At 57.4% G+C, this 16,691-nt stretch carries 12 protein-coding genes; 5 read left to right on the forward strand and 7 right to left on the reverse strand.

Annotated elements, in window-relative coordinates; all coding sequences use genetic code 11:
• Positions 1-121: 121 nt before the first annotated feature.
• The 6 genes from HNQ64_RS00005 to HNQ64_RS00030 form a co-directional block, all read right to left on the reverse strand.
• The gene (locus HNQ64_RS00005) at positions 122-1,633 is read right to left on the reverse strand and encodes a sulfatase (RefSeq protein ID WP_221305288.1); all 1,512 of its coding nucleotides are present in this window, start codon (positions 1,631-1,633) and stop codon (positions 122-124) included.
• A 62-nt stretch (positions 1,634-1,695) separates the two neighbouring features.
• Positions 1,696-5,121, reverse strand: a complete 3,426-nt coding sequence (locus tag HNQ64_RS00010) for a transglutaminase family protein (RefSeq protein ID WP_184204241.1) — start codon at positions 5,119-5,121, stop codon at positions 1,696-1,698.
• A 72-nt stretch (positions 5,122-5,193) separates the two neighbouring features.
• The gene (locus HNQ64_RS00015) at positions 5,194-6,003 is read right to left on the reverse strand and encodes an MIP/aquaporin family protein (RefSeq protein WP_184204242.1); all 810 of its coding nucleotides are present in this window, start codon (positions 6,001-6,003) and stop codon (positions 5,194-5,196) included.
• A gap of 11 nt (positions 6,004-6,014) precedes the next feature.
• Complete coding sequence (locus tag HNQ64_RS00020) at positions 6,015-6,455, reverse strand: arsenate reductase ArsC (protein WP_184204243.1); 441 nt, start codon at positions 6,453-6,455, stop codon at positions 6,015-6,017.
• 13 nt (positions 6,456-6,468) lie between these two features.
• Entirely contained in the window at positions 6,469-6,945 is a 477-nt protein-coding gene (locus tag HNQ64_RS00025; RefSeq protein ID WP_184204244.1) for a DUF6428 family protein, read from the reverse strand.
• A 23-nt stretch (positions 6,946-6,968) separates the two neighbouring features.
• Entirely contained in the window at positions 6,969-7,298 is a 330-nt protein-coding gene (locus tag HNQ64_RS00030) for an ArsR/SmtB family transcription factor (RefSeq protein ID WP_221305289.1), read from the reverse strand.
• Between the two features lie 100 nt (positions 7,299-7,398).
• Here HNQ64_RS00030 and HNQ64_RS00035 point away from each other — a divergent pair, with 100 nt between their 5' ends.
• Complete coding sequence (locus tag HNQ64_RS00035; protein ID WP_184204245.1) at positions 7,399-7,890, forward strand: hypothetical protein; 492 nt, start codon at positions 7,399-7,401, stop codon at positions 7,888-7,890.
• Between the two features lie 83 nt (positions 7,891-7,973).
• Here HNQ64_RS00035 and HNQ64_RS00040 read toward each other — a convergent pair whose 3' ends face one another.
• Positions 7,974-9,419, reverse strand: coding sequence for a hypothetical protein (locus tag HNQ64_RS00040; RefSeq protein WP_221305290.1), 1,446 nt, complete (start codon positions 9,417-9,419; stop codon positions 7,974-7,976).
• A gap of 60 nt (positions 9,420-9,479) precedes the next feature.
• Here HNQ64_RS00040 and HNQ64_RS00045 point away from each other — a divergent pair, with 60 nt between their 5' ends.
• The 4 genes from HNQ64_RS00045 to HNQ64_RS00060 all read left to right on the forward strand — a co-directional run bounded on the left by HNQ64_RS00045 (position 9,480) and on the right by HNQ64_RS00060 (position 16,652).
• Positions 9,480-10,910, forward strand: a complete 1,431-nt coding sequence (locus HNQ64_RS00045) for a sulfatase (RefSeq protein ID WP_184204246.1) — start codon at positions 9,480-9,482, stop codon at positions 10,908-10,910.
• A 295-nt stretch (positions 10,911-11,205) separates the two neighbouring features.
• Positions 11,206-12,687 carry a SulP family inorganic anion transporter gene (locus HNQ64_RS00050; RefSeq protein WP_184204247.1) on the forward strand — a complete coding sequence of 494 codons (1,482 nt, stop codon included), beginning with the start codon at positions 11,206-11,208 and terminating at the stop codon, positions 12,685-12,687.
• Positions 12,688-12,915: 228 nt separating this feature from the next.
• Complete coding sequence (locus HNQ64_RS00055) at positions 12,916-15,546, forward strand: DNA topoisomerase III (RefSeq protein ID WP_184204248.1); 2,631 nt, start codon at positions 12,916-12,918, stop codon at positions 15,544-15,546.
• Positions 15,547-15,791: 245 nt separating this feature from the next.
• Positions 15,792-16,652, forward strand: coding sequence for a fatty acid desaturase (locus HNQ64_RS00060; RefSeq protein ID WP_221305291.1), 861 nt, complete (start codon positions 15,792-15,794; stop codon positions 16,650-16,652).
• The last annotated feature ends 39 nt before the right edge of the window (positions 16,653-16,691 follow it).

Consider the following 16,691-nt stretch of genomic DNA (forward strand, 5'->3'; position numbering starts at 1 on the left):
TTCACCATGAGGGTGAAGCATGCCATAGGTGTCAATCCCACACAGCGTCAATACCTTCGCTCACAACACCTCGCGCCTATTGCATCATCCGGGTTTAACATCCAAGAGGGGGATACGCAGGTCAGTTCTTCTTGCCCTTTTTCTTCTTTTTACCCGGAGCACCGCCCTTGGCTGCCGCTGTCTTCATTTGAGGTTTGGCCTCTGGATGCGTGGCCAGGATGGCTGTCAATTCCTTGACGACTTCAGGACGCTCGCTCGCCAGGTTCTTGGTTTCAAGGGGGTCTTCCTGGTAGTCGTAAAGTTCAAAGGCATCTGCAGGCTCGCCGCTGCCGGGCTTTTTCCATTCCACCAGCCGATAGCGATCCGTGCGAATGGCGCGGCCTAACAAGTTATTACGCGGATAGACATGAATGACGCTTTCGCGGGTCTTCAGCGCCGGATCTTTGACCACCGCAGCGAAGCTTTTGCCATCCAGTCCCTGCGGCGCTGGCAGGCCTGCGAGATCGCTAAGGGTCGGGTAAAGATCCACCGTCTCGATGAATGAAGCCGACTGCACACCCGCCGCAGCTCCAGGGGCGGCGACGATGACGGGGATGCGGGCTGCCTGCTCATAGTTCGTGTGCTTGCACCACATGCCGTGGTCTCCCAAGTGCCAACCGTGGTCCCCCCAAAAGACGATGATGGTATTCTGTGCCAAACCTGAGTCGTCCAGAGCATCCAGCACGAGGCCTAACTGCGCATCCATGTAACTGGTAGCGGCATAATAACCGTGGATGAGGTGGCGAGTCGTCGCGTCATCAATCGGGCCTGTCTGCGGCATATCGCTGTATTGGCGCAGTTCCCCACCCGGCTGGCCTGCATACACGGGCGCCCCCTGCGGAGCATCTTTGACCTGGGGCATGGGCAGCTTCGCCGGATCATAGAGGTCCCAGTATTTTTTCGGAGAAACAAAGGGCAAGTGCGGGCGGATGAAACCCACCGCAAGGAAGAAGGGTTGATCCGGCTTTTTCGCGGCGGCTTCGAGACGTTTCACTGCTTCTCGGGCGATAAGTCCATCCGCATAGGTCTCATCGGCCGTATCCGCTTTTTCGGTGGCCCAGCCGCGATCCCCTCCAACCTTCGCCTCGCGCGTCACAGCAGTGCTTTCCTCATTCACATAGGTCGTCGCCTTCGGTTTCCAGGAAGGCACGGACCACGAGGCAGCGTCGTCCGTGTTACCATGTCCCACGTGCAAGATCTTGCCCAGCCCCTCGGCCTTGTATCCCTGCGCCATGAAGTGCTGGGTCATCGTGACCGCATTCGGCGCAGCCTTGCGGAAGTTCGTCATGAGCTCATAGATGCCTAGAGTCTGGGGCCTCAGGCTAGTCATCAGGGCATTGCGCGAGGGCGAGCAAACAGCTTGGTTGCAGTAGGCTTTTTCAAAGAGCACCCCGCGTTTGGCCAGCCGATCAATATTAGGCGTCTGAGCCACCACGTCTCCATAGCAGCCGAGCGTGGGCTTCAGATCGTCCACACAAATCATGAGGACATTTGGTTTGGCAGCCTGGGCCGTGGCAGCGGCAAAGAGGAAGAGAAAAATCTGGCGGAGGTGCATGGCCCCCCGAGAACGACTGGCCGCAGGACCATCTTGCATGGAAGCTCCTGCTCCTGGCGGCGAAAGCTGCGCAGAGCAAGAGTCACAGTGAGCGCTGCCTTTTAGCCTAGACGAAGGTCCAGTGTGAAGGGAAACTCTGGCACGCTGGGGATGATGATCGGATTGATCTTTCCAGGGGTGTGCCCGGTGATGGTAAACCGTGAACGACGACGGCTTTCGGCCTCGTAACCATTTACCGGGAAGGTATCAAAGCTGCGGCCACCCGGATGGGTCACATAATAATTTCCACCGCCCAAGCTGCGATTGTTCCAGGTATCCACCAGGTCAAAGATCAGCGGCGCGTGGATGCCGATGGTCGGCTGCAGGGCATTCGGTGGCTGCCAGGCGCGATACCGCACGCCCGCCACGTATTCCCCCACAATCCCAGAGGGATGAAGCGGCACTTGGCGGCCATTGCAGGTGACGATGTAGCGATTGTTCACCAGTCCGGCAGTCTTGATCTGCACACGCTCAAGGCTGCTGTCCACATATCGGGCCGTGCCACCTGCGGTCGCTTCTTCACCCAGGACATGCCAGGGCTCCAAAGCGGTGCGGATCTCGAGGTTCACGCCACGCTGAGTGATCTCGCCAATGCGGGGAAACTTGAATTCAAAGTGGGGCTCAAACCAATCCGGAGTGAGGCCATATCCTGCGGCTTTAAAGTCCTCCATCACGTCTTTGAAATCATCCCAGACGAAGTGGGGAAGGAGGTAACGGTCATGCAACTCGGTGCCCCAACGCACCAGCTTTTGCTCATAAGGCTCCTTCCAGAATCGGGCGATGGCAGCACGCATGAGAAGCTGCTGGGCCAGGCTCATCTCAGGATGCGGAGGCATCTCAAAGGAACGCAACTCCACCAAACCAAGGCGACCAGAACTGCTGCCGGGATCAAACATTTTATCAATGCAGAACTCCGTGCGGTGCGTGTTCCCCGTGACATCTGCCAGCAAGTTCCGGAAGATGCGGTCCACCAGCCAGGGGGTGGTGTGACCATGCGCAGCCGTATTACGATCCAGCTCTTTAAAGGCCAGCTCCATCTCAAAGAGCGCATCATTGCGCGCCTCATCAATGCGAGGGTGCTGGCTGGTAGGCCCGATGAATAGGCCACTGAAGAGGTAACTCAACGACGGATGATTGTGCCAATAGCCTAACAAAGACTTCAACAAATCTGGCCGACGCAGGAAAGGAGAATGCCGTGGGGACTCCCCCCCCATAACGATGTGGTTCCCCCCACCGGTGCCCGTGTGGCGGCCATCCATCATGAATTTCTCCGTGCCCAGGCGGGTCTGGCGCGCTTCATCATAGATGGTGCGTGTAGTATCCACCAGCTCGTTCCAGGTTTTCACCGGGTGGGTATTCACCTCGATCACCCCTGGGTCAGGTGTGACCTTCAGCACCTGCAAACGTGGGTCATACGGAGGCGGCGTGCCCTCCACGATGAGGGGCACTTTCAGAGTGGTAGCCACATCTTCCACAGCGGCGACGAGGTCCAAATAATCCTCCACATCTTCCACCGGAGGCATGAAGACGTGCAGGCGACCTTCGCGTGACTCGACACAGAGCGCGGTGCGGATGATCCAGGGGGCCGACTCCTGAGGAGCGGGGAAACGTGCAGCGGGGTTTTCGGTTTGCTCTTCCGTCAGCGGGTCCAGCCTACGGCGTTCGGGCTTGCCCTGGCCGGAGTAGCCCCCTTCTGTGTAGCTAGCGGGGGCCTGGGAAAGACCGTCCAGCATGTCCCCAATGCCACTGAGAAACTGCTGACGGCTCTCGGGGCGCGGGGGCAGCTCTGGCCAGTCTTTATTGGGGTCAGTGGGGTAGATCCAGGGGAAATCAGCAGCACTCACCCAGGGGATAGAATCCAGCGGCAGGCGCAGCCCCATGGGCGAATCTCCAGGAATCAAATACATGGTGTCATCGCGCACGTACCAGGGGCCGCTCTGCCACTTCAGTTCATTGCCGACGTAATTTCGTTGCAGGGGCAAAGCGTAGCCGACCACTTTATCCAACCCCTCTTCAAAGATGCGGGCGAGGCGCTTGCGCTCGTACTCGTCTTTAAGGTTAGACTTCAGCGGGTCCACATTCACGGGCATGCGCTTCTCCTTCCATAGGTAGTAGAAGGCATCTTCATAACCCGGCTTGAGCCATTTCGGGCTCACGCCCAGAGCTGCCGCAAGGGCCAGGCCAAAACGTTGGGCCACGGTTTCATCATGACCGTAGCTTTTCGATTCATCGGCAATGAATGAATCATCGCTCCAGACTGGCACCCCATCTTTCCGCCAATAACAGCCTAACGACCAACGTGGCAACTGCTCCCCAGGATACCATTTGCCCATGCCGTAATGAAGCAAGCCCCCGGGGCCGAAACGATGGCGGAGACGCTTGATGAGCTGGCCGGAAAGCAGGCGCTTCGTCGGGCCCACGGCACCCGTGTTCCATTCATCACCTTCCATGTCATCAATGCTCACGAAGGTGGGTTCTCCCCCCATCGTGAGGCGCACATCGCCAGCCACCAGTTCATCATCAATCTGGTAACCCAGAGCCTCAATGTCCTGCCACTGCTCGGACGTGTAAGGCTTCGTCACACGTGCGGTTTCAAAGATGCGCGTGACGGACATTTCGTGGTCGAATTCCACCTCGCATTTATCCACCAGACCATCCACCGGAGCGGCGCTGGAGGGATCAGGCGTGGCCGCCAGGGGGATGTGCCCTTCCCCGGCAAAAAGGCCAGAGGTCGGGTCTAGCCCCACCCAGCCTGCACCGGGGAGATAAACTTCACACCAGGCATGGAGATCGGTGAAATCCACCTCCGTGCCACTGGGGCCATCCAGGGATTTCACGTCGGCCTTGAGCTGAATGAGGTAACCGCTGACGAAACGGGCCGCAAAGCCCAGATGGCGAAAGAGCTGCACCATCAGCCACGCACTGTCACGGCAGGAGCCGCAGCCGAGTTCCAGCGTCTCCTCCGGCGTCTGCACTCCGGGCTCCAGGCGAATGTTGTAGCTGATGTCCTTCCAGAGCATCTGGTTCAGCATGACCAGGAAATCATTCGTCCGCATGGGCTCCTTCCCAGCCGTCATCTGCTGGCGCACCCCGCGCAGATACCCTCCAATGAGCGGCGTGAGGGGAAGCTTGCGATGGTAGGGCTCCAGCTCATGAGCCAGGATGGGATCGTAACGGAAAGGCACCCGCTCCGCCTCCGGCTCCAAGAAGAAATCGAAGGGGTTATAAACCGCCATGTCGGCCACCAGATCCACCTCCACACACAGCTCCGTGGTCTTTTCCGGAAAAACCAAACGCGCCAGGTAATTACTTTGAGGGTCCTGCTGCCAGTTGATGAAATGCGTGTCTGGTTTGATCGTCAGCGAGTAAGCCAAAATCGGGGTGCGACAGTGCGGGGCAGGCCGCAGACGCACAATGTGAGGTGATAGATTCACCGGGCGGTCAAACTTATACCGCGTGACGTGACGGAGTGCGACGTGAATGGACATGTGAGGTTGGTTGTCCTTAGCCTCTAAAGCATGGCGCGTGCCAGCGATGAAATGGAAACTTTTATTCGGTTCCTACGCCTCATCCTCAGAGGGACGAAAGACCAGATGATACATCCCTGACCCGAACACGGCCCCCAAAACAGGTGCCAAAACATACACAGTGAACCAGCCTAAACCATTGACGCTGAACGGATAACTCCCCCACCCAGCCAGAGCTGAAAAGAGCCGAGGAGCCAAATCCCGCGCTGGGTTCAGGCCCGCCATGGTCAGGGGGCCGAGCAATGAGATGAGCAAAGTCACCGTCAGGCCGATGATGATGGCAGCGTGAGGGCCGACGCGCGACGCGTTCCGCGCATCCGTCACCCCACAGATCACAAACAGGAGAACAGCGGTGCCTACGGCCTCGGCAAAAAAAGCCCTGAGATGGGACATCCTCAGGCGGCTAACCTCCGTCAGGGGCTGCCCCGCTGGGCTGGGGAAAAACTCGCCAAAGATCATCGCTGTTGCTTCACTGCCGGGACCACCGCGCGGGATGTGGTGCGTGAGTTCATAAGACGTCAGCGCATCCTGGAAAATGCCGTAAAGGACGGCGGCAGCCACAAAGGCCCCCAACATTTGCGCGAGAATGTAGGCCAAAACGCGCCGCCTGGGAAACCTCTGCCAAACACTGAAGGCCACCGTCACAGCAGGATTGAGATGCGCGCCACTGAGCCCTGCGGTGAGATAAATCGCCGTGGCGATGCCCAACCCCCAGACGATGGCCACCTGAAACACACCCACTTGGGCGCCTGTGAGCACGGCTGAGCAAACGCTGCCACAGCCGAAAAAAACCACCAGGAAAGTCCCCACGAACTCTCCCATGAACCAGGTGGGCCATCTCATAACAAACAGCGCTAGATTCGACCCGCCATCCTTTCCCGCAGACCCGCGGCGTATGCGCCAAAGACGAGACGGATCTGGTCACGCACCCGTCGAAAGTCGGCCATGATTTCAGCCTCCGTCCCGGTCGCATGCGCGGGATCGTCAAACCCCCAGTGATGGCGATTCATCTGGCCCGGGTATATTGGGCAAGCTTGGTCCGCATTGCCACAGACGGTGATGACCGTTGTGATGTCCCGATCCAGGAAATCATTCATGGATTTGGACGTGTGGGCGGAGATATCTAGACCGATCTCCTCCAAGGCAGCGATGGCTTTGGGGTGGACATATCCTGCGGGCTTGGAGCCTGCACTGTGTACTTCCACTAAGTCACCAGCCGCCGCGCGCAAGATGCCTTCCGCCATGTGGCTGCGGCACGAGTTCCCGGTGCAGAGAATGAGAATGCGAGGTTTCATCTTTAAAAAAAGATTAACAGCAGCCGCTGCCAGGCGCACAGCCCAGGAGATTCAAGGTAGGCGCAGGGCCACACACGCCGGGCAGGCAAAGTTCCTTAGCCAGGCAATCCGTGTGCTTCAGCCCTAACTGAAAGGCCAGAGATCCTTCCACCACTTGCACTCCAGTGACTGGAAATTGACTGACAGAAAAGTCTTCATACTCCACCTCCACGGGCAACTCATGGTTAGGCAAAACATCCCCTGCTCGACCGAAGATCATGTCCAATTTTCCCGCGATCAAACGATGCTCCACATCATCCGCCACCCAAGTTTGCAACAGGCAACTTTCCGTGCTGCGGCGGGTGCCCCCACAATCAATGAAGTTCTTTTTCACATGGCCCACTTCCGTGATGTGGAAATGCGCCTGGATGCTGCCGCCATCCGGCAAGAGGAAGAGCAAAGGCTTCTCTGGGTGTGCTTTGAGGTGGGAGATAAATTCGGTGATGTTCATGGTAAAATTGGGGGGTCAGAGGTTCAATCACAGCAGCTCGTCCCGCAGTTTTCAGCTTCTGGGGCCAGCTCATCCAGGCAGCGTAAAAAGGTGCCCAGACAGGTGCAGGCCAGACGGTAGTAGATATTCAGCCCGCGTTTCTCGCAGGTGAGCACGCCTGCCTTGCGCATGAGAGTGAGGTGCTTGGACACGGTGGACATATCGGCGCCCACGAGGGTCTGCAGATCGCACACGCATTTTTCCCCGCTCATCAGAGTCTCGGCAATGAGCATGCGAGAGGGGTGTGCGAGTGCCTTGATAACCTCCACGCGCCGCATGATGGCTTCTTGAGGTGCTGTTTTGAGTGTGGACATCTATTTGGCATAATCGCCAAATAGTTCCCCTTCTGCAACTGACAATATTTACTTTCCGCGCCTTGCTCTAGTCTCCATCATGCTTTTCGTTATGTCCCGCATGAGAACTACGCCTAACCTCTTCCTTGTTGCTTCACTTGCCATCGCCGCTGGCCTGACCAGTTGTGGAACCGCCCCCGAAACCCCTGCTGCAACGACTAGCAGCACCACCACGGCCAACGCCGCCCCTGCGACCAACGCCGCCGGAGACATCACCGATCCTAACCAGGTGGTGAGCCGCAGCCATTTCTCCAAAGCTGCCGCTCAAATCCAGAACGGCGTGACGACCAAAAAGGACCTCGTGCGTAAGCTGGGCCTCTTCTACAAAAAAGGCACCGACGCCAGCGGCAAGGCCACCGCCATCTGGACCTTCAAGCAGAGCAAATCCACCGCCAAGGCCTTCATCCCAGGCTCCGCCTTCATTCCAGGAGCGGTCGTGACTTATTACCAGACTCTCAGTGTCGTTTTCGATGCGAATGAAGTCGTGACTTCCCACGCCTTCTCGGAGAGCACCCAGGAGAAAACTGGCCTCGGCTTCAGCTACGGTTCTTAATTTTTGTAGTGGATCGATTCAAACGCACCGGGTCACTCTGGTGCGTTTTTTTATGGCTCGCTAACTAACTGTTAGGCCCACTTTCACGGCGCTTTCAGAGCTTCGCGAATGGCCTGTTTCATCACGGCCTCACTGCCCGGAGGTGTCCAGGCCCAGTCGTTGAGATTGCTGTCCTGCTCTTTCCAAGAACGCTCGATGGGTATGTACCCAGGACCGCACTCCCCATAACCTAAAGTGAAAACAAAACTCTCTGGACGGCAGGCCTGAGCATAGAGTTGAAACTCCACATACGCCTCTGCTGGCAACAGGAGGAGCTGAGCGGGGCCAAAGTCTGCACAGGGCACCTGGACACGATGCCCACGCTTCACCCGCTCATACCAGGCTAGGCCCATCGCGGCCTCCGCCCGCTCAAAAGGACTCACGCCAGAGGCTAAACGGTGGCGCAGGATCGTCTCGGTATGCACCAGAGTATTGCGTGCGCCCAGGGGCATGAGGGCGAGATTAAACTGCATCTGTTGCAGGGGGTGTTTTTGCGTGGACTTCCAGGCCGCCTCCATGGCTGTGTGCAGGCGTGAGGCCAGGACTTGCAAGCTATCGGCCGCGCCTTGATTCCACTTCCCCGCAGTGACATTGCCGGAGCAACCGCTGGCGTAAATTTGCAATACTTTTGGGTAGGCCTGCTGCATCATGTCCCGCGCACGACCTGTAAAATCAGCCGAAACACGCCCCTTTCCATACGCACTCATGGGATGCACCGCATAACCATGCAGCGCACAGACAGGTGTCTCAACATCCCAGAAACTGAGCGTGCGTAGCCAGGGATCAATGGTGCCCACATCGGCCGCTTGGGCTTCGGGAATGGTGCTCCGGCTCATGCGATTGTAAAACACCCGGCCTGCGGGGTTCAGATAACGGCGGTTGCTAGCCACCTGCTGCACCTCCGCTTTCCCGAGACCGATGTGGGTGACAGCACGCGCCTGTGGCAAGGCCTCACGCAGGGCCGTGGCCACACGCTGGATGCATTCGTCATTAAAAGCTGGCCAACAGACCGAGGCCACCTGGATGGGTGCCTCAGGGGCTGGCGGTGGGATGTTTTTCCAAGCTCCCGTGGCCTCCATGTCGCGCAGTATTTTCTCCGCATCTTCATCCATGACAGGCGCATCATGGACGTGAGTGCTGTGGATCATGACACGCTCCGGCTGGGTGCCTGCCGCGCTCGCTAAGGCCTGCTGCCATTTTTCAAAGGAAGTGCCGCGAATCTCACACCAGTCAAAGCTGACCAGGACGAGAGGAAGATCCCCACCCAAAAGCACGAAGCCTTTGGCATACAGGGGATCTGCCACTTCTTTCACTGGGGCGATCCCACCGCCCATGCAGGGGTGCCCTTTGGGAATGGTGACATCCACACTGAAGGTGGCGAGGCGGAAACTCGACGCACTTTGCCCAAGTGTCAGCGTGACACAGCCCAGCCAACAGCAGACGAGAAACAAAAGGAACCGCATCTCCTGGATACGGCTTCGTTTTCGCATTCCTGCCAGACAATTAAGAAAGTGCAAGATACCCCAGCACCTGCCGTTTCAGCGCGCATCATGCGCCCTCTGCTAGCCCTTTTTCTCACCTTTCTCACCAGCGCCCCCCTACAGGCAGCACCGCCTAACATTGTCTTCATCATGGCTGATGACCTAGGCTACACCGATGTAGGCACCTTTGGCAGCCAGTACTATGAGACGCCTAACCTGGACAAACTGGCGGCCCAGGGCATGAAGCTCACGAGCCACCACCACTGCCAGAATTGCCAACCCACCCGCGCGGCGCTGATGAGCGGCCAGTATGGCCCCCGCACGGGCGTTTACACCGTGGGTGAGATCGGTCGTTTCGAGTGGCAGACCCGTCCGCTCCAGCCCGTGGCAAACGTCACCTCCCTGCCTTTAGAAAAGATCACCCTCGCTCAATCTCTCAAAAAAGCAGGCTACGCCACCGGCATGTTTGGCAAATGGCATCTGGGGATGAAAGACGAGTATCAGCCAGGCAAACGCGGTTTTGATGAAGCCATCGAATCCAGCGGCAAGCACTTCGATTTCAAGACAACTCCTGAAGTGGACTACCCCAAACGGCAGTACTTGGCCGATTTCCTCACGGACAAAGCCGTGGATTTCATCCAGCGGCACAAGGCGGAACCGTTCTTCCTTTACCTCCCTCACTACGGCGTGCACTCGCCTATCCACGCCAAGCCCGAACTCATCGAAAAATTCAAAGCCAAACCCGGTGTCGGAGGCCATCACAACCCCGTCTATGCGGCCATGATCGCGAGTGTGGATGAGAGTGTGGGACGAGTGATGGCAGAGCTGGAGAAACAGGGCCTCGCGGAGAATACCGTGCTCATCTTCACCAGTGACAATGGCGGAGTCGGCGGGTACACCCGCGAAGGCATCAAAAAAGGCGGAGACACGACTGACAATGCGCCGCTGCGCAGTGGCAAAGGTAGTCTGTATGAGGGCGGAACCCGTGTACCTTTCATCGTCCGTTGGCCCGGCATCACCGCTGCTGGCAGCCAGACGGGGGTGCCCAGCATCCACGTGGATCTTTACCCCACGCTCCTGGAGATCGCAGGTGGGGCAGCGCCAGAAAATTACCCGCTGGATGGAGAGAGCCTGGTGCCCTTGTTTAAAAACTCCCAGGCCACGCTGAAGCGCCGCGCCATTTACCAGCACTTTCCCGGTTACCTGGGCGCGGGGGAAAACACCTGGCGCACCACGCCCGTAGGCCTGATCCAGCAGGGAGACTGGAAGCTCATGGAATTCTTTGAAGACGGTCGCCTAGAGCTCTACAACCTCGCAGAAGACATCGGTGAAAAGAACAACCTGGCCTCGGCACAGCCTGAGAAAGTGAAGGAATTGCAGAGCCAGATGATCGCCTGGCGGAAAGAGATCGGCGCGAAAATGCCCACTCCGAACACGCCCACGGAGGCACCGAAGAAAAAGGGTAAAGGCAAGGGGAAGAAAAAGAAGCAGGCTGACTAACCCCCATCTTCCGTTAGGCCGATCCCGAGAATAAAACAGTTGCTTCATCCTTGATCGGCCTCCAGGAAGATCGGCCACATGTCTCTTTCGTTTGAATCCGCCATCACCTGCGCACCTCACGTGCAGGTGAGTCCGCCATAGTTCTCGAGGAACCACCTCACGTCAGGTGGTCACATCCTCCTTTTTAGATGCGGGGTTTCAGCCTTTGGCTGCCCCGATAGATTTCTATTCATGCGCTCCACCGTGCCTGCGGACACGGCGGCGTGGCTTTTCACTTTCCGCATTCCTATTCCTCGTGTTCTCCAAAAAATCTCTCTCTCAAGAATGGTTCTTCAACATTCGCGGTGACTTGCTCTCTGGCCTTGTCGTCGCCCTAGCCCTCATCCCAGAAGCGATCGCGTTTTCCATCATCGCCGGGGTGGACCCCAAAGTGGGGCTCTATGCCTCCTTTTGCATCGCGGTGGTCACCGCTATCTTTGGGGGGCGCCCCGGCATGATCTCCGCTGCGACGGGGGCCATGGCGCTGCTGATGGTCACCCTCGTCAAAGAGCATGGTCTGCAATACTTACTCGCGGCCACTTTACTGACGGGTGTTTTCCAGATCATCGCGGGTCTGTTTAAAATCGGCGATGTCATGCGCTTCGTTTCGAAGTCCGTCATGACTGGGTTTGTCAATGCCCTCGCCATCCTCATCTTCATGGCTCAGTTGCCCGAATTCAAAGGCGCTAGCGTGACGATGTACGCCATGGTGGCCGGGGCGCTCGCCATCATCTACCTCCTGCCGCGCCTGACCCAGGCTGTGCCCTCTCCTCTGGTGGCCATCATCGTGATGACAGTCATCGCCATCGTCTTTAAACTGGATGTTCGCCGCGTCGGTGATCTCGGGGATTTGCCTGATTCTCTTCCGATCTTTCTCTGGCCCCAGGTCGCCTGGACATTGGATACGCTGTGGATCATCCTGCCTTATTCCATCGGACTCGCCGCAGTAGGCCTTTTGGAGTCTCTGCTCACGGCCCAGATTGTGGATGACATGACGGACACGCCCAGTGACAAAAATCGTGAATGCACAGGCCAGGGGCTGGCGAACATCGCAGCAGGACTTTTCGGGGGTATGGCAGGCTGCGCCATGATCGGCCAGTCCGTCATCAATGTGAAATCCGGGGGCCGGGGCCGCCTTTCCACCTTTGTCGCGGGCATTTTCCTGCTCATCCTCCTGGTCGTGCTTGGCCCTTGGGTGAAACAGATCCCCATGCCTGCTCTGGTGGCCGTGATGATCATGGTCTCCATCGGCACCTTTTCCTGGGCCTCCTTTAAAAATATGGGTCTGCACCCGAAGAGCTCTAGCCTGGTCATGATCGCCACGGTCACGGTCGTCGTTTTTACTCACAATCTGGCTCTCGGTGTGGGGGTGGGCGTGCTCCTGAGCGCCCTCTTTTTTGCGCGTAAAGTGGCTCATTTCCTGTCGGTCAGCAGCCACCTGGATTCGGATTCGACCCGCACTTACACCATCACGGGTCAGTTGTTTTTCGCCTCCACCACCGCGTTCAATCGGGCTTTTGACTATCGTGAGAAACTGGCCCGAGTGCGGCTGGATGTCACCCATGCTCATCTGTGGGATCTCAGTGCCGTCGCCGCCCTGGATAAAGTGGTGCTGAAATTCCGCAGCCTCGGAACAGAAGTGGAAGTGCTGGGGCTCAATGAAGCCAGCTCCACCCTGGTGGATCGCCTGGGTATCCACCACAAAACAGACCGCCTGGAAGATATTCTGGGGCACTGATTCACCACTGGGAAAACCTTCCGCGCTGCCACGAAGGCGCGGAAGGCTAGAAAAAGAAGACGGCTGAATAAGAGGCTCTTTGCAGAAAAACCCTTTCTGCTCGCTCTCAAACGCCCCCTCTTTTGGGGCATCTCCCCAGGGAGAGCTGCGGTCTAGCCACTGAAAAATTTGACAGGGGGGCGGAACGCGTGCCCTTGATTGCCCCCGTTTCCGTTCACGACACCCATCATGCCTAAGGCCCTCATCATCGCCGAAAAACCCAGTGTGGCCACCGACCTTGCCCGTGCTCTCGGGAAGGCCCCGGGCATGACGCCCTTCACCAAGGAGAAGGACTACTTTGAGAATGAAACCCACGTCATCTCCAGCGCTGTCGGTCACTTGATCGAGCTCGGCATGCCCGAGGTGAATGGCAAAAAGATCGGCTGGGGCTGGACACACCTGCCCATCATGCCGCAGGAATTTGAACTGAAACCCATCGAGGACAGCGCGGATCGTTTCAAACTGCTCAGCCGTTTGATGAAGCGCAAGGACGTGGACCAACTCATCAATGCCTGCGATGCTGGCCGTGAGGGGGAACTGATTTTCCGCTACATCGTCGAGGCAGCCGGGATCAAAAAACCCGTGCAGCGCCTGTGGATGCAATCCATGACGCAGGGGGCCATTTTAGAAGCCTTTAAAAAACTGCGCAGTGACACGGAGATGCGTCCGCTGGCCGATGCCGCCAAGTGCCGCAGTGAGTCTGACTGGCTCGTCGGCATCAATGCCACACGTGCCCTCACGGCCCTGAATTCCCGCAATGGCGGATTCCGCCTCACCCCAGCTGGGCGTGTGCAGACGCCGACCTTGACCATCCTGGCCAAGCGTGAACTCGAAATCCAGGCTTTCGTGCCGCGCACTTATTTTGAGGTTCACGGCCTCTTTGAAGTCAGCGCTGGTAAGTATGAGGGGCGCTGGTTTGATGAAACCTTCAAGAAGGACGAGAGCGACGACCACAAGAAGCCGGAGCGTCTCTGGGATCTGGAAAAGGCTCAGGCCATCGTTCAGCGCTGCCTGGGCAAACCGGGCAAGATTGAGCAGGTGACCCGCCCGACCAAGCAGATCGCCCCGCTGCTGTATGACCTCACCAGCCTCCAGCGCGAGGCCAGCAACCGCTTTGGTTTCTCCGCCCGCCGCACCCTGCAGATCGCCCAGGCGCTCTACGAAAAATTCAAGGTCCTGACCTATCCCCGTACTGATTCCCGTTACTTGCCCGAAGATTACCTGGGCACGGTGAAGGAAACCCTCGGCACCTTTGCCCGCCAGGATACCCGCAAACCAGGGGCCCTGCCGCAGGATCTAGGCACCCATGCCGCCACCGCTCTGGATAACAACTGGGTACGCCCGACCAAACGTGTCTTCGACACCACGAAAGTCAGCGACCACTTTGCCATCATCCCCACGGGCCTCATTCCGCCCAAGGAACTGCCCGAGGCGGAGCAAAAGCTCTTCGACATGGTGGCACGCCGTTTTGTAGCCGTGTTTTTCCCACCGGCTGAGTTTGAAGTGACCACCCGCATCACCCGCGTGGAGCAAGACGCTTTCAAGAGCGAGGGTAAGGTCCTCGTAGAATCAGGCTGGCTGGCTGTTTATGGCAAAAAGGCCGCCGAAGAAGCGGCTGCGGAAGGCGATAGCAAGTCCAAACTCCTGGTGCTGGCCAAAGATGGCGACAGTGCTAAAACCCTAGACCTGGAAGCTGCTGAAATGCAGACCAAACCCCCAGCCCGTTTCAATGAGGCGACCCTACTTTCCACCATGGAAGGCGCGGGCAAGCTGGTGGAGGATGAAGAACTGGCCGAGGCCATGAGCGAACGCGGCCTGGGCACCCCAGCCACCCGCGCGGCCATCATCGAAGGTCTCATCTCCGACAAATACATCGAGCGTGTGGAACGGAACATCGCCGTGACCACGAAAGGGCTGACGCTGATTGACCAGATCAGCCAGATCGGCATTGAGGCCCTCAGCAGCCCCGAACTCACCGGCCAGTGGGAATACAAGCTGCGCCAGATGGAGCAGAACAAACTGGACCGTGGCAGCTTCATGCGGGACATCCGCCACCTCACCAATCAGGTGGTGGAAAAGACCAAGGCGTACCAAAAAATCGCCAAGGAACGGGTGTATCCAGACTTTGACGCCAAATGCGGTGTTTGTGGCCAGCGTGGCTTTGAGCAGAAAGAGGAGTATGTGTCCTGCAAAAACCCGGAATGTAAGGTGCGGGTGTACAAAGTCATCGCCGGCCATGAGCTGGGTGAAGACCTGCTGCGCGAGCTCCTGGAAAAACGTTTCCTGCCGCCTATGGAAGGCTTCCGCAGCCGTCTGGGTAAAGAATTTACCGCTGGTATCGAGGTCAAAGACGATGGCAAAACCGCCTTTGTTTTCCCAGGTGGAGAAAACGATCCGGACGCGCCACCTCCGTTCGACTTTGTCAGCGCCTCCCCCATCGCCGTCTGCCCCGTCTGCAAGCCCAAGAAGCGCGATGGCAAGATTTACAACACCCCAGACCATTACATCTGCAATGTGGCCGCCAAAGAGCCCAAGCTCTGCAATGCCCGCCTGCCGAAAGTGCTCTGCAAAAAGGAAATCAGCGAAGCCAACGCGATCAAGTTCTTCACGGAAGGGAAAACCGACCTCATTGAGGGCATGATCTCCAAACGTGGACGCCCCTTTAGCTCCTTCCTGCTTTGCAAAGCTGGGGAGAAGCGCCTGCTCGGCTGGGAATTCCCACCTCGTGAAGCAAAGCCCAAGGCTCCCGCAGCCCCTAAAAAGGGTCGTTTTGCGAAGAAAGCGGCAGCTACAGAGGCCGAAGAAGCCCCTGAAGAGTAGCCTCAGGTGCGACCCAAAAAGAGAAATTCAGTTCGGCCACAAGCTGGATAGGCTTTCTTTTTCGGGGTAGAAAGCCGCTACGCAAAGGCCTAAAAGGCAGCCTTTTAGGCAATTTTGATGTCTCTTTAGGGCGTTTTGCACGATGCGCCTGCTGCTTGCAAAAGTGTGCCAATCCTGCCGCTTTGAAATCGGAAGGTTGATTTTTTGCAACTTAGTGTCATTTGTGGTTTCCCGTTTCTCTACCTGTGACTAAACCTGCCTTTCAACTTACCACCGGTGGCATCCTGTTTTTTGGGATCCACGCTCTTGCCATCACAGCATTTTTTGTGAAACCGGATCTGACGGCTATCCTGCTCTGTCTGGGATTGTTTCTGATCCGTAAATTTGGAATTACTGGTGGCTACCACCGCTACTTCTCCCATCGTTCTTATAAAACCTCTCGCTGGTTCCAGTTTGTCCTGGCTTGGCTGGGAGGCATGTCTGCCCAAAAAGGTGCTCTCTGGTGGGCTGCGCATCACCGCCACCATCACCAGCATTCCGACCAGGAAGACGACATTCACTCTGTCAAACAGCAGGGTTTTTACTGGGCCCACGTCGGCTGGATCTTGGCCCCAGATTACAATGACTATGATGCTAAGCGCGTAAAGGACCTGACCAAGTTCCGCGAACTCGTCTTCATTGATAAGTTTCATTTCATCCCACCGGTCACTTTGGCCATCGCCACGTATGTCTTCGGACTGCTGATGACGGGCACAGCCATGGGTGGTCTGATGTATTTCCTCTGGGGATTCTGCCTCAGCACCGTGATTCTCTATCACACCACCTTCGCCATCAATTCCTTCTGCCATCTGCTGGGCAGCCGCCGTTATGAGACGGGTGAATCCAGCCGCAACTCCTTCATCCTGGCCATCCTGACTCTGGGTGAAGGCTGGCATAACAACCACCACTACTACCCTCACTGCGCACGCCAGGGGTTCTTCTGGTGGGAAATTGACCCGACCTACTACGTCATCAAGTTCTTGAAATTCGTGCGGATCGTGCACGAGATCAAGGAGCCAAATGCCCGTGTGTTGGAAGGCAAAGAAGCCACTGCCGCGCTCGGCTGATCGGCTAAGCGAACATCCCTTTTTGAGAAGCGGAGGCTG

This window comes from Prosthecobacter dejongeii (assembly GCF_014203045.1).
Classification (GTDB): Bacteria; Verrucomicrobiota; Verrucomicrobiia; order Verrucomicrobiales; family Verrucomicrobiaceae; genus Prosthecobacter; species Prosthecobacter dejongeii.

What these genes read in the sequence shown, in the direction of transcription:
- HNQ64_RS00015 (WP_184204242.1), bottom strand. Translation starts at nt 6,003, where the DNA reads ATGAGATGGCCCACCTGGTTCATGGGAGAGTTCGTGGGGACTTTCCTG.
- HNQ64_RS00025 (WP_184204244.1), bottom strand. Translation starts at nt 6,945, where the DNA reads ATGAACATCACCGAATTTATCTCCCACCTCAAAGCACACCCAGAGAAG.
- HNQ64_RS00045 (WP_184204246.1), top strand. Translation starts at nt 9,480, where the DNA reads ATGCGCCCTCTGCTAGCCCTTTTTCTCACCTTTCTCACCAGCGCCCCC.
- HNQ64_RS00030 (WP_221305289.1), bottom strand. Translation starts at nt 7,298, where the DNA reads ATGTCCACACTCAAAACAGCACCTCAAGAAGCCATCATGCGGCGCGTG.
- HNQ64_RS00040 (WP_221305290.1), bottom strand. Translation starts at nt 9,419, where the DNA reads ATGCGAAAACGAAGCCGTATCCAGGAGATGCGGTTCCTTTTGTTTCTC.
- HNQ64_RS00035 (WP_184204245.1), top strand. Translation starts at nt 7,399, where the DNA reads ATGAGAACTACGCCTAACCTCTTCCTTGTTGCTTCACTTGCCATCGCC.
- HNQ64_RS00020 (WP_184204243.1), bottom strand. Translation starts at nt 6,455, where the DNA reads ATGAAACCTCGCATTCTCATTCTCTGCACCGGGAACTCGTGCCGCAGC.
- HNQ64_RS00010 (WP_184204241.1), bottom strand. Translation starts at nt 5,121, where the DNA reads ATGTCCATTCACGTCGCACTCCGTCACGTCACGCGGTATAAGTTTGAC.
- HNQ64_RS00055 (WP_184204248.1), top strand. Translation starts at nt 12,916, where the DNA reads ATGCCTAAGGCCCTCATCATCGCCGAAAAACCCAGTGTGGCCACCGAC.
- HNQ64_RS00005 (WP_221305288.1), bottom strand. Translation starts at nt 1,633, where the DNA reads ATGCAAGATGGTCCTGCGGCCAGTCGTTCTCGGGGGGCCATGCACCTC.